Here is a 12,858-nt window from a genome sequence, read left to right on the forward strand (position 1 = left end):
TTAATTGGTAACGTTACCAATCCAGATCGAAGGTGTCAACACTCACTCGAGACCCGATGCTGCAGGGGAGGGGACGGCTTCCGTGCTCGGTCAGCGCAGGTGTGTCCGCAGTTCGACGGGCAATTCGATCTCGCGCATCGGACCGCCGTCGCCGTCGGCATCCAACCGGTCCAGCAGCAGGCGTGCAGCAGTGCGTCCGAGCTCCCGAGGGTCATGGTCGATCACGCTGATCGGCACGGGCGAGAGCTCAGCGAGCTCGAAGTCGTCGAAGCTCATGATCTCGGGATACGCCGTGGCGGGCTTGAGGCCTGCGCCGATCTGCGTGCTGATCTCTTTGATGGCGCCGATCGCGTTGCGGTTGTTGGCGCAGAAGATCGCGGTGGGCGGATTCTTCATCCGCAGCAGGGCTCGGGTGGCTTCACGCGCCTGCTCGACGGTCTGGGGGCCGGCCGCGACGAGTGATGCGTCGAGGCGGAGTCCGCGTTCCTCGAGTGCGCGGACGAATCCGGCATGCCGGCGCCGACCGGTGAAGATCGCGAGTGTGTTGCCGAGGTAGCCGATCCGGGTGTGGCCGCCGTCGATGAGGGCGATCGTCCCACGGTGCGCGCCCTCGTCGTCTGCGAGGACGACGCTGTCGGCATCCAATCCTTCGACGCGGCGGGAGGCGAGGACGACGGGCACGCCCTGTTTCTGTGAGGCGGCGAGATGATCGGGCTCGGCGCTCGCCGGGACGACGATGAGGCCCTCGACTCGTCGACCGAGGAAGTCGCTGACGAGAGCGTTCTCGCGGGCGGCGTCCTCCGATGTGTTGCCGAGCAGGATGCGGCGCCCGGTGAGTGCCGCCTCCTCCTCGACGCCCAGCGCGAAGGTGCTGTAGTACGGGTTGGCGATGTTCGTGATGGCGACGCCGATGAGTCCGCTGGAGTGGCCTGGTCGGATGCTGCGCGCATTCTCATTGCGGTGATAGCCGAGTTCTGCGACGGCGGCGAGGACGCGCTCCTGCACGTCGGGCTTGACGTTGAGTCCTCCGGACAGCGTGCGCGAGACGGTCATGGGGCTCACGCCCGCGCGCAGCGCGACCTCTTTGATGGTCGGGCGATGGGAGCGTGCGGTCATCTCGAGCCTCCGTCTGCCACGTAGGGAACGTTACCAGGGGTGATCGTCGCGCAGAGTGGCGTGACGCCCGGAGACGTGGGCGGTCATCGCCCCGAGCCCCTGCCCGGATGCCGGGTTAGCCTGTCAGCATGAATATCGACTCCCCGACGGGCGACCGTGACCGAGAGTCGCTCGACCGGACGGACAGAGAGTTCCTCGCCGAGGCGGTCAAGCTCGCCGTCGACAACGTCGCGGACGGCGGCGGCCCCTTCGGCGCCGTGGTGGTCCGCGATGGCGAGATCGTCAGCGTCGGACAGAACAGGGTGACCCGCGACCACGACCCCAGCGCGCACGCCGAAGTGGTCGCGATCCGCGCGGCGGGCCGGAACATCGGCGACTTCTCGCTGGAGGGCACGACGCTGTACTCCTCGTGCGAGCCGTGCCCGATGTGCATGGCCGCCTCGCTGTGGGCGCGCGTGGACCGCGTCGTCTATGCGGCGGACCGTCACGATGCGGCAGAGGGCGGCTTCGACGACCTCGAGTTCTATCGCCTCTTCGAGACGGACCGATCCGAATGGTCGGTGCCGGTGGAATCGCTCCGCATCAACGATGCCGCCGCGCCGTTCGAGCACTGGATGAGCGCCGCGGGACGCACCGAGTACTGAGCGCGCGCTCGCGACCCCTCGCGGCGGCCTCGAGCGGGTATGGATCTCGCCGGTTATCGGCGCTCAGAACCGGCACGATCCATACCCGCTGCGCGCAACGGAAGCGCGCTCCGTTACACGCATCGGGATGCCGTTGCAAGGGCGTGCTGCTCGCACGACTTCCGACGTAGAAAGGAAGTCGACGACAGGGAGGTGCGCCGTGGCCGCAGGAGACATCGAGACTTTTCACCGCAACGGAACGTGGTTCAACCGCATCCAGGGCGAGGCGAGCACACTGGGCCCCGGGTTCAACGATCGTGAGGATGCCATCGCCGCCGGCCGCTCGGCGGCGACCGCACGGCAGGTCGAGCACAGCGTCCGGACCGAAGAGGGTCCGTCCGATGACCGCAACCTCTTCGGCACCCACCCTCGCGACCTGATCGGCTGAACCGCCCTCACACCCGTCGACGCTTCCGTCGCCGGCGGGGCGCCCCACTCGCCGGCGACGGAATCACTCCCGCAGCAGTCCTCGCAGCGACTGGATCGTGTCGGCCTCGGCCGCGGTCTTGTCGGGCCGATATCCCTTGACCCGAGCGAAGCGCAGCGCGAGCCCACCGGGATAGCGGGGTGACCGCTGCACCCCGTCGATCGCGACCTCGACGACGAGCTCGGGGCGCAGGAACACCGCGTATCCGTCGCGATGCGTCTCGTACTCCGGGAAGGTCTCGGTCTGCCACGTCAGCAGCGCATCCGTGAGGCCCTTGAAGGTCTTGCCGACCATGACGAAGTCGCCTGGCTCGCCGAACTCGCCCTCGGGGTCGCGGGCGCCGAGGTGCAGGTTCGAGAGCTTGCCCGTCCGGCGCCCTGAGCCCCACTCCGCGCCGAGCACGACGAGGTCGTACGTGAGCACGGGCTTGACCTTCACCCATGACTTGCCGCGCCGGCCCGCCGAGTAGGCGGAGTCGATTCCCTTCACCAGCACGCCCTCGTGGCCGGCGGCGAGAGCCTCGCGGGACAGCTGCTCGGCGGCTTCGGGGTCGTCGGTGATGATGCCCGGCATCCGCCATTCGCCGGCCACACGGTCGAGCTCGGCGATGCGCGTCTCGAGGGGGTCGTCGAGTAGGTCGCGCCCATCGACGTGCAGCAGGTCGAAGAACCAGGGTCGAAGGGCGATGTCGCGGGCGACATCCGCACCGAAGCGCGACATCGTCTCCTGGAACGGGCGCGGCCCGCCGTCCTCGTCGAGTGCGAGGGTCTCGCCGTCGAGGATGAGGTCCTGCGCGGGGAGGGCGCGGACGATCTCGACGATCTCGGGCACCCGGTGGGTGATGTCGGCGAGACTGCGCGTGTAGACGCCGACCTCGTCGCCGTGGCGGTGGATCTGGATGCGGGCGCCGTCGAGCTTGTACTCGACCGACGCCTTGCCGGTGATCTCGAGCGCTGCCGTCGGGGTCGTGGCGGTGGCGGCGAGCATCGGGAGGACGGGACGGCCGACCTGCAGCCCGACCGCTTCGAGGTCTTCTGCCGTGCCGGTGAGGGCGAGCACCGCGGTCTCGCCGAGGTCTCCCGAGAGCATGGCCGCGCGCCGCACGGCGGCTGCGGGGCGGTCGGCGGCGCGGGCGATGGCGTCGAGCAGAACGCCGCCGAGCGCGCCCGTGCGCAGCTCGCCGAGCATCGCGCGGGTGAGGAAGTCCCATTCGTCGGCGGTGCTCCGCGAGGCGAGGTCGGTGAGGATCGCGGTGCGGCGGGCAGCGGAGCCGGCGCCCGACGCACCGGCGAGCTCGTCGAGGGCGTCGTCGACGTCGGTGATGGACAGCCCGGTCTCCTCGGCGCGCTCGACGGGGAGGCTGCGGAGGCTGCGCCACCCGACGCCGAGGCGCCCCTGTCGCGGTGCGGCGAGGAGGAGCCCGATGAGCGCAGGGGTCTCGTCGGGCTCGGCGCGTGCGAGCAGGGTCGCGAGCGCGTCGATCTTCGCAAGGCGTGACGAGGTGGCGGCGACCTGCTGCGTGGTGTCCACGAGCTCCGAGAGCTTCATGAGGAGATCATCGCACCGGCATCCGACCTTCTGTCCTGCCTTCCGCGGGCGCGGGCCGTGTGGTAGCGGCCTGTGGTGCTACTCCGAGAATCCCTGGTGAGCAAGGGTCTGCGTCGGCGGGAGCTTTCCCGTAGAAATGGATCACGAGACGGGAGAGCGACATGGTCCGAGGTTCTGAGGTCTCCCGCTGCGGGCGGGGCCGGGGAGTGCGCGCATGCTGATCCAGGTGTGCGTGAACGGCGCGCGTGAGGTGGCGGAGCATCCGCGGCTCAGCGCCGACGAGCATCAGGTCGCGGCCGAGGCGGCGGGGGCGGTCGCGGCCGGTGCCGAGGCGATCCACGTGCACCCGAAGGATGCGGCGGGGCTCGACAGCCTCGCGGCCGAGGATGTCGCGCGGTGGGTGCGAGCGGTGCGCGTGGCGTGCCCGGGGGTGCCGGTCGGCGTGACGACGGGTGCGTGGGCGGCGAGCGGGGTCGAGGACCGCCTCGACGCGGTCGCCGGGTGGGTGGAGCTGCCCGACTTCGCGTCCGTGAACTGGCATGAGGATGGCGCGGATGTCGTGGCATCCGCTCTCGTGAACCGCGGCGTCGCGGTGGAGGCGGGGATCTGGAACGACGAGGGAGCGACGGCTTGGTCGCGCTCGCCCGTACGTGATGAGTGCGTGCGGGTGCTCGTCGAGGTGCCCGATGTGGCGGAGGCGGAGGCGCGCGTCCTGGCGGAGGATCTCGTCGCGCGGGTCGAGGCGATGGCGCCGGAAGCCCGGATCCTGCTGCACGGGGAGGGGCAGTCGACGTGGGCGGTGCTGGACCTCGCGGTGGCGCGCGGCCTGGCGACCCGCATCGGCCTGGAGGACTGCCTCACGCTGCCCGACGGCTCTCCCGCGCGCGACAACGCCGCCCTCGTGCGTGCCGCGATGGAGCGTCTCCCACCTTCACATCTCGGGTGAGACACCACTCCTGACGTGAGAAACCACGCGCGGCGAGATGTCTCAGGCCGTGCGTGGTTTCTCAGCGGGGTGGTCGGTCAGTCAGTGACCTTCGCGACAAGGCGGCCGACGGCGGTGCCGTCGATGAGCTGCTGGATGCCGTCGGGGATCTGTTCGAAGTCGATCTCCGAGAGGACGGGCGTGAGGTCACCGGATGCCATGTAGCGCATGGTCTCCTCGATGTCCTCCTTGCTGCCGCCCGCCGAGCCGTGCAGCTGCTTGCGGCCGAGGATGAGGCCGTAGGTGTCGATGGTCGTCTCGAGCTTGCCCATGCCGACCTGGACGACGCGGCCGCCGCCCGAGGACTTCACGGTGTCGAGGGCGTCCGAGGTGGTGACGCCGAAGCCCGCGTAGTCGATGATGACGTCGAGTTCGACGTCGGCGAACTCGGTGATCGACTTCGCGACCTTCACGGCGCCGGCTTCACGGGCGCGGTCCCAGGCCGACTCGTTGATCTCGGCGACGTAGACCTCGGCGCCGCGCAGGTGGGCGACGCGTGCGCCGATCTGGCCGAGGCCGCCGAAGCCGATGATGCCGACCTTCATGCCCTTCTCGACGCCGGCGGTCGTCAGGGCGCCGACGGAGGTCATTCCGGCGTCGGTCGCGGCGGCGGCCTGTGCGAAGGAGACGTCGTCAGGGATGGCGACGAGGGTCTCGGTGCTGACCTCGGAGCGGTCTTCCCAGGCGCCGTTGACGGAGTAGCCCTGGCCGAGCATGGGCCAGACGGCGACGCGGTCGCCGACCTTCCAGTCGGTGACGCCCTCGCCGACCTCGCTGATCACGCCGGCGGTCTCGTGACCGGGGACGACGGGGAGCTCCTTCATGTTGGCGAGCCACTTCTCGTCTTCGAGGATGCCGACGTCGGAGTGGCAGAGCCCCGCAGCCTTGACGTCGATGACGACGTTGCCGGGGCCGGCGGTGGGTTCCTCGATGTCGACTCGTTCGAACGGCTTGTGTGTGCCGACGAAATGCCATGCGCGCATGGGGATCTCCTTCGTACTGCGGTTCGGGAGCCGGGGGTTCGGGGCTCCCCTGTCTTCTCAGGGTAGGCACGTCGCACTCGGATCCGGTGGGACTTTCGCCCCGAGCGGAATATTCGTCTGAATACAAATTCGAGTGCTACTGGGCGGGGTGGTCGCCGTTCTCGGGTGAGGCAGCACTCTTGGCGTGAGAAACCACGCACGGCGAGGTGTCTCAGGCCTCGCGTGGTTTCTCAGCGCGATGGTGTGGTTACTGCACGGACCATCCGCCGTCGGAGGCGAGGATCGCGCCGTTGATGTTCACGCCGTCATCCGAGAGGAGGAACGTGATCGAGGCGGCGAGGTGCTCGGCCGTGGCGAGCGAGGGGATCGCCTGCTGGAACGGTGCGAGGCGCGCGGAGCCGGCTTCGGACATGTGCGGGGGCATCGGGATGCCGGTGGCGACACCGCCCGGTGCGACGGAGTTCACGCGGATGCCCTTGGGCCCGTACATGAACGCTGCGGACTTGGTCACGCCGATGCTGCCGTGCTTGCTCGCGGTGTAGGCGTTGCCCGAGGCGTTGCCGCGGAGGCCGGCTTCGCTGGCGACGTTGAGGATCGCGCCGCGACCGGCCTTCTCCATGACGGGGAGGACGGCGCGCATGAGCTTGAAGGGCGCGGTGAGGTTGATCGCGATGACGCGGTCCCAGACGGCATCCGTCGTCTCGCCTGCGGGCGAGAAGTCGTCGTTGATCCCGGCGATGTTGGCGAGGCCGTCGATGCGCTCGCCGGCGGCGGCGATCACAGCATCGATGGCGTCCTGCTGGGTGAGGTCGCCGGCGACGGTGATGATGTCGGCATCCGGGAGCTCAGCCCTGAAGGCCTCGAGCTTCTCGGCGGCGATGTCGCAGGCGATGACGCGTCCGCCTTCGCGGGCGATGCGGGATGCCGTGGCCTTGCCGATCCCGGATGCCGCACCCGTGACGATCACGGTCTTGCCGGCGAAGCGGCCGGGGGTGGTCTGCTCGGCCCAGCCGGCCGGGGTCTCGTCGGCGGGGATCTCTCCGCCGTTCGCGGCGCGGACGAGGTCGTCGACGACGGACTGCGGCATCTGCCCCTGGCTGAGGGTGACGAGCTGCTGCAGCGGGAGGCCGAGGACGGGGGTGAGGGATGCGGGGTCGGCGCCGGACTGGGCGAGCAGGCCGCGGACGAGTTCGCCGCCCGTCGGGTCGTCAAGCCATTCGCCGATGGTGGAGTGTGCGGTCAGTGCCATATCGATCTCCTCATTTCGCAACGGTGCGTCTCGTTATGTTTCAGTCTACGCCTCGATACCCTCGAAGGGTGCCTCGTCCTCGCAGTGAAAAAGCCCGCAGGGCCGTGCTCGAGTCGATGCGCGCTGCCCTCGCATCCGGCGGGTACGAGACCGTGACAATCGAGGGGCTCGCCGCGGAGGCGGAGGTCTCGAAGCAGACGATCTACCGGTGGTGGCCGTCGAAGGCGGCGATCCTCGGCGAGGCGCTGCTGGAGGGCTCGCTGCCGACGCCTGCGCTGCCCGTGACGGACGACCTGGCCGCCGATCTTCGGTCGTGGTTCTCAACGATGTCCGCCGAGGCCGGGCACGCGGCGAGCGTCGAGGTCGCGCGTGCGCTGATCGCCGTGACCGCGACGGATCCCGAGCTCGGCGCTGCGTTGAATGCGCGGCTCGCCGGTCCGATCGCGGAACAGATCGTCGCACGCCTTGCGGTTGCTCAGGAGGCCGGCGATGTTCGCGAGGACGTGGATGCCGCGGCCGTGGCGGATCAGTTCATCGCGGTGTCGTCGTACTCGGCGCTGCTGGGGCGCGGGTTGGATGAGGAGCGCGTGGATGCCGTGGTGGATGTGTTGATGCGGGGGATTGGGAACTCCTGCGCCTGATCAGGCGAGCAAACTTCTCAACCGCTCCCGCAGTTCCGGGTCGCACACATATACGTAGGTTCCGAGCATTCCGCGGGTGAGCAGAACGCCGTAGATGTTGCGGATGAATATTAGGAGGTCTTCGTCGTCGAAGGAGGCGGCGAGGTGGCCCGTGCGTTCCTTGCCCTTCTTGTCGCGATACGCGTCCCAGTTGGCCACAATCGCCCCCGTATCCGAGGAGACGGACAGGTCGGGCCCGATGATTACTCCTGCATAGTTGAGGTCGTAGCCCTGGACTGTGTGAATAGATCCCACCTCGTCGAGTGAGCCTGGAGAATTGATCCAGTCCTTATCTGCACTGTTCCACCGCAGGGAGATTCCGTCGAGATGGATGTCGAAGGCTTGCGGGTCACGGCGAGATACCCAATCCCACGCATAGCCAGCGACGAGGCGTGAAAGGCCGACTTCCTCATCGCGCGCGCGGATCGCGGTGACCATATCGCCAAGATCGTCAAAGAGTCTGAGGTCATAAGACCCCAGGTCCGGTCGAGGTGGAAACTCGTTGCGCAAGACGGCGCGAACGAACTCGACGTAGTCCGCACCGGCCTGGACGCGCATTTGAGTGGTCAGTCGATAGTGGCGATGGAGATCCCGCGCAGAGCGAACCTCCGCCGAAAGCACGGTCGGTGAGAGGTCATGCGGCCGGACGCTTTGTTCGCTGTCAACCAGAAGGAGCTGATGTCTACTTCGCGCCTTGATCCAATCAAGCTGCGTGTATCGAGTGTCGTCCTTGCCAAACAACGCGACGTTGATGTCACGGAACTTCTTGTTCTGTACCCCCGACGCCTGGTTCGCTCGCTGGCCCAGCCTGTGCGTCTCATCGACGAGGATGAGATCAAAAGCGCGCTCAGACTCCCCGACCTGAAACGGTGTCAGAACCATAGTCGGATCGAGTCGCGGCGTCTTCTTGAAGACCTTCTTGACCGATTCGCGCAGTGACTGCTGAGGAACAACGAGCGCCATACGAATATCGGCCAGGAGATCACGATTCTCGGACACGAAAAACTCCGCGAACATCGAGTCCGGCTGGATATCGTCATGATCCTGATAGTCGCGAATATCGGCAAGGAGTTTCAGAAGGAAAATCGCAATGATGGTCTTGCCCGTCCCCGGGCTACCCTGCACGACGAGCGTCGATTGCCTGTCTGGATGCTGCAAGTCTTCAAGTAACCCCTCGACGATGTCGGTGACAGCAACGGCCTGATCGTCGTTGAGGGCCTTGAATGGCGACAGTTTGAACAGGTCGGAGTTCTCGATCTGAGGGATGCTGCGCGAAAACAGCCCTTCAGCGCGCAATGCCTCGAAGACATCGCGGAAGGACTCCCGATACATGTCGCGATCGAAGTATCGTGCATCGGTGAGTCCGTCGTTGCCGTTAAGAAGCTCGTACTGGCCATCGCCGTGAAACCACCGAATGAGGTGTGACTCGAGGTCGAGGCACACGGACTTGTTGAATCGCTCGTCTACGACCACTCGGATTGACTCGAGACCCTCATGCCTTTTGGAACCCGCGAGATGCTGGCGCATGCGCGTCGCGGTCCTCACGGTCTCGCCCACGTATAGAGCAGGCACTTTTCGCCTCTCGGCGCCATCGATGACGTAGACGACGGGCCAGTTCGTGTGGCGCGCGTCGTCTTGTGCCCATGCGTCGACCGCTGATCGCTCGAAGGGAAGTCGCTGAATAGTGAAGCCCGTCATTCTTCTTCCTCGGCGAGCTTCGTGTACTTCGTCATCCGTCCTTTAGCGAGGTGGACCGGATATTTCGCAGCGGTGGACTGGAGTTTGCGTATCACGATGTCATCGAGGTCGACCCCGAGCTTGTTCGCGAGATGAACGCAGTATGTGACTACGTCGGCGAGTTCCTCCTCGACACGTGTTTGGTCGAAATCTGACGACCACTGGAAGCACTCGAGAAGCTCTGAGGCCTCAATAGAGATGCTTTTTGCGAGGTTCTCCGGGGAGTGAAACTGGTCCCAATCGCGCTCTGCAACGAAGGCGCGGAGGGCTGCGAGGGTGGCTGCGGACGGCATGACCGTGACGCTATCAGCTTGGTCTGGGGTCACTGATGGGTTCAACGTCGACACGGAGCGGCGGGTGCCGCGACACTGCCGCGGATCGCCAGCATCGAACTCGCCCTCCGCTACTGTCGGGGCTACCCATCAGTTCAAAGAGGAGCGGAAGCGTAAATGGAATTCTCAGAGCGGCTTGACGCCCTGGCGACCAAAGTCAAGAACCAGGCCACTGCCATCGGCACCGAGGAAGCGACCAAGAACGCATTCGTCATGCCTTTCATCTCTACGATTCTTGGCTATGACGTGTTTGACCCGCTGGAAGTAGTTCCGGAATTCACGGCCGATGTGGGGACGAAGAAGGGCGAGAAGATCGACTACGCCATCATGCGTGACGGCGAGGTCCAGATCTTGATCGAATGCAAGCCATCCATGGGGCCTCTGAAGATAGAGCACGCTTCCCAGCTCTTCCGATATTTTTCGGTTACGAACGCGCGTATAGCTGTACTCACTAACGGTGTCGCCTGGCACTTCTACACTGATCTTGATGCGCCGAACCGCATGGACGCGAAGCCCTTCCTCGTGCTGGACCTCCTTGACATCGACGAGACGCTGATTCCCGAGATCCAGAAGCTCAGCAAAGAGAGTTTCGACCTGGATTCGATCATCAGTGCAGCTGAGGAACTGAAGTACATCGGCGCCTTGAAGCGTGAGATCGCAGGTCAGTTCCGGGAGCCTACGGACGACTGGATCAAGTTCTTCACCTCGCGCGTCTATGAAGGTGCCTTTACGCAGAAAGTTCGCCAGCAGTTCACCGGCTTGGTGCGAAAAGCGGCCCTGCAGTTCCTCACAGAGCGCGTGAACGACAGGCTCAAGACGGCTTTGGGGGTGAGTGGAATCACGCAGGTAGTGGAACCGACCGCGATGCCGAGCGCCGAAGTGGCCGAGGCGGATCTTGATCGCGACACCGAAATCGAGACGACTCTTGAAGAACTAGAGGGGTATCAGATCGTCAAAGCGATCGCATGTGGCGAAGTAAAACCACAGCGAGTCACACACCGTGACGCAAAGAGCTACTTCGCCGTCCTCATCGACGATAACAATCGCAAGCCTGTTGCCCGTTTGCACTTCAACGGAAGGCAGAAGTACCTCGGGCTGTTGGACGAGGACAAAACCGAAACACGGCATCCCATCAATGACCTGGACGAGATCTACGACCATGCTGACTCGATTCGTGACGCAGTGCGGCGCTACCGAGGGTAGGTAGCCGATAGCGTCGACAACATGCCCCAGTCGCGCATCGAGCTCCACGTCGACCGCGACAGCGTCGCGATGGGCGACGACATGGTCTCGCACGCGAAAGTGGTGACCGTCCGCGAAGGAACCAGACTGAAGACCGCGTTGCAGAGCAGCCTTCCCGATATCAGAGCCAAGGGCTGGTCGTGGGTCGCTGTCGTCGACGGCGAGGTCTCCGCCGTGTGGTCGGTGGATCACGGCATCCGCTTGCTCGTCGAGAACCGCAGGCTGACCGGCGGGCCGGTCGACATCCTCTTCCGGTACTTCCTCCAGATCGACCCGGCTTGGCTGTTCGACCGCCTCGCGGCGGGTGCGCCCGCGCGCCTGCTCGACCTCGAGGCGGAATACGCGGCGATCGCGCGCGAGAAGCGAGAAGCCGAGCTGCGGCGCCGTGAGCGCACGATAAAAGCAAAGCTGCTCGGCGCCGAATGCATCGACGCCATCGCGCACTACGGCGCCAAGATCACCCTGCACGCCGACATCGCCTGCCGCTTCACCTACGCGGGCGAGCAGTGGACGGTGCGGCGTGCGGACACCATGCTCCAGATGTTCACCCGCGACGGGGCCACGCACGCATCGATCCGTCCGCACGGCCTCGGCGAGGCGTGGGTTGTCGGCATGCTCGCGGCATCCGCTCGTGTCGCCGAAGGCCGTCCTGATCTGCCCGACGCCGACTTTCACCCCGGCCTCGAACTCGAGCGCCGCGGCAATCGATGGATGTCGCACGGGGCGACCGTCGTCCAGGTCGAATCCGACTTCGCCGCCGACGTCGCGAGGCTGGTGTTCGGGCGGCCCATCGCCGAGGTGCGCCCGCTCTTCGACGGCTGACTCGACGCGCTGCCGATCTCCGCCGACGCCGATCGATAGTCTTTCCGAATGCGCACCAGTGCCGACGTCGACGCCCGAGCCGCACAGGATGCGCACCGACCACGCGTGATCCACACCGGTCAGGCGCTCGTCGACCTGGTCATCGAGGTCGCCGACCTCCCCGCGCGGGGGCAGAACCTCATGGCCGACTCCGTCGCCCAGTACGCGGGCGGCGCCGTCACGGTCCTGCTCGCCGCGGCTCGCCTCGGCGCACACTGCTTGCATGCCGGCGCGATCGGCACGGGCCCGCACGGCGATCTCATCCGCCATGCGCTGGAAGCCGAGGGCATCGCCGCATCCGCGCCGCCGGTGACCACTCAGGACACCGGCGTGTGCGTCGTCCTCGTCGAACCGACCGCGGAGCGCACCTTCGTCACGACGCTCGGCGCCGAGCGCGAGATCACGGTCGAGTCCCTCTCGACCGCCCACGTGCAACCAGGCGACCTTGTCTGCATCACCGGATACTCCCTCGCCGTCGCGAAGACCAGCGACCCGCTCCTCACCTGGCTGGCATCCCTTCCTGACGAAGCGGTTGTGGTTCTCGACCCAGGGGCGGCCTTCGCCGCGCTGCCCGCCGACATCCGCGACATGATGCTCGCGCGCACCGACGTGTGGACCGGCAACGCCGAAGAGGCGACGGACCTGCTGGACGCGCTGTCCGCCTCGGTCGACGCCTCCGAGCGTGAGATCGTCGCCCAGGCCCGCGCGCTGGCCCCCTTCATGCGGTCCGGCGCGATCACCATCGTTCGCGACGGCGCAGAAGGCTGCGCGGCGCACGCGCACGGAGAGAGCACCTACGTGCCCGGCTTCCCGCAGACGCCCGTCGACACCAACGGCGCAGGCGACACGCACACCGGCGCGCTCCTGGCCGGCATCGCCGACGGCGCCACCTGGGTCGATGCGTGCCGACGCGCCAACGCCGCAGCCGCGATCAAGGTCACCCGGCGCGGGCCGACGACGGCTCCGACCGAGGACGAAGTCGAGGCGTTCCTCCGCGCGAGGTGAGGAGCGGGGG

The 12,858-nt window shown here is 66.6% G+C and carries 13 protein-coding genes; 7 read left to right on the forward strand and 6 right to left on the reverse strand.

Features of this window, described 5'->3' with window-relative positions; translation table 11 throughout:
• Positions 1 to 90: 90 nt before the first annotated feature.
• Positions 91 to 1,116, reverse strand: coding sequence for a LacI family DNA-binding transcriptional regulator (locus tag HD600_RS06870; RefSeq protein ID WP_184282488.1), 1,026 nt, complete (start codon positions 1,114 to 1,116; stop codon positions 91 to 93).
• A 128-nt stretch (positions 1,117 to 1,244) separates the two neighbouring features.
• On the opposite strand from HD600_RS06870, the gene HD600_RS06875 reads away from it, so the two are divergent.
• A complete protein-coding gene (locus tag HD600_RS06875) occupies positions 1,245 to 1,760 on the forward strand; it encodes a nucleoside deaminase (protein ID WP_184282490.1) in 516 nt (171 codons plus the stop codon).
• A gap of 199 nt (positions 1,761 to 1,959) precedes the next feature.
• Positions 1,960 to 2,187: a DUF2188 domain-containing protein gene (locus HD600_RS06880; RefSeq protein ID WP_184282492.1), complete on the forward strand. Its 228-nt coding sequence runs from the start codon at positions 1,960 to 1,962 to the stop codon at positions 2,185 to 2,187.
• Between the two features lie 63 nt (positions 2,188 to 2,250).
• Here the strand turns inward: HD600_RS06880 and HD600_RS06885 are convergent, their stop codons facing one another.
• Entirely contained in the window at positions 2,251 to 3,774 is a 1,524-nt protein-coding gene (locus HD600_RS06885) for an ATP-dependent DNA ligase (RefSeq protein WP_184282494.1), read from the reverse strand.
• 214 nt (positions 3,775 to 3,988) lie between these two features.
• Between HD600_RS06885 and HD600_RS06890 the strand changes: the two genes are divergently transcribed.
• Positions 3,989 to 4,720, forward strand: coding sequence for a 3-keto-5-aminohexanoate cleavage protein (locus HD600_RS06890; protein ID WP_184282496.1), 732 nt, complete (start codon positions 3,989 to 3,991; stop codon positions 4,718 to 4,720).
• Positions 4,721 to 4,797: 77 nt separating this feature from the next.
• Here the strand turns inward: HD600_RS06890 and HD600_RS06895 are convergent, their stop codons facing one another.
• Both HD600_RS06895 and HD600_RS06900 read right to left on the reverse strand, forming a co-directional pair.
• Positions 4,798 to 5,742: a zinc-binding dehydrogenase gene (locus HD600_RS06895; protein WP_184282498.1), complete on the reverse strand. Its 945-nt coding sequence runs from the start codon at positions 5,740 to 5,742 to the stop codon at positions 4,798 to 4,800.
• A 247-nt stretch (positions 5,743 to 5,989) separates the two neighbouring features.
• Positions 5,990 to 6,991, reverse strand: coding sequence for an SDR family NAD(P)-dependent oxidoreductase (locus tag HD600_RS06900; RefSeq protein ID WP_184282500.1), 1,002 nt, complete (start codon positions 6,989 to 6,991; stop codon positions 5,990 to 5,992).
• Positions 6,992 to 7,059: 68 nt separating this feature from the next.
• On the opposite strand from HD600_RS06900, the gene HD600_RS06905 reads away from it, so the two are divergent.
• Positions 7,060 to 7,632: a TetR/AcrR family transcriptional regulator gene (locus HD600_RS06905; protein ID WP_338402171.1), complete on the forward strand. Its 573-nt coding sequence runs from the start codon at positions 7,060 to 7,062 to the stop codon at positions 7,630 to 7,632.
• On the opposite strand, the gene HD600_RS06910 is transcribed toward HD600_RS06905, so the two are convergent.
• Both HD600_RS06910 and HD600_RS06915 read right to left on the reverse strand, forming a co-directional pair.
• On the reverse strand, positions 7,633 to 9,369 hold the full coding sequence (locus HD600_RS06910; protein ID WP_184282502.1) for a DUF2075 domain-containing protein: 1,737 nt from the start codon (positions 9,367 to 9,369) through the stop codon (positions 7,633 to 7,635).
• A complete protein-coding gene (locus HD600_RS06915; RefSeq protein WP_184282504.1) occupies positions 9,366 to 9,701 on the reverse strand; it encodes a nucleotide pyrophosphohydrolase in 336 nt (111 codons plus the stop codon). Before HD600_RS06915 ends, HD600_RS06910 begins: the two co-directional genes overlap by 4 nt.
• Positions 9,702 to 9,857: 156 nt before the next feature.
• On the opposite strand from HD600_RS06915, the gene HD600_RS06920 reads away from it, so the two are divergent.
• From HD600_RS06920 to HD600_RS06930, 3 genes are read left to right on the forward strand one after another with little or no spacing between them, the layout of a single operon-like run.
• Positions 9,858 to 10,943 (forward strand): type I restriction endonuclease, encoded by a 1,086-nt coding sequence (locus tag HD600_RS06920; protein WP_184282506.1) that lies wholly within the window; start codon positions 9,858 to 9,860, stop codon positions 10,941 to 10,943.
• A gap of 21 nt (positions 10,944 to 10,964) precedes the next feature.
• Positions 10,965 to 11,804, forward strand: coding sequence for a hypothetical protein (locus HD600_RS06925; protein ID WP_184282508.1), 840 nt, complete (start codon positions 10,965 to 10,967; stop codon positions 11,802 to 11,804).
• Positions 11,805 to 11,852: 48 nt separating this feature from the next.
• Positions 11,853 to 12,848 carry a PfkB family carbohydrate kinase gene (locus HD600_RS06930; protein WP_184282510.1) on the forward strand — a complete coding sequence of 332 codons (996 nt, stop codon included), beginning with the start codon at positions 11,853 to 11,855 and terminating at the stop codon, positions 12,846 to 12,848.
• The last annotated feature ends 10 nt before the right edge of the window (positions 12,849 to 12,858 follow it).

The sequence above is a fragment of the Microbacterium ginsengiterrae genome (assembly GCF_014205075.1).
In the GTDB taxonomy this organism is placed as follows: Bacteria; Actinomycetota; Actinomycetes; order Actinomycetales; family Microbacteriaceae; genus Microbacterium; species Microbacterium ginsengiterrae.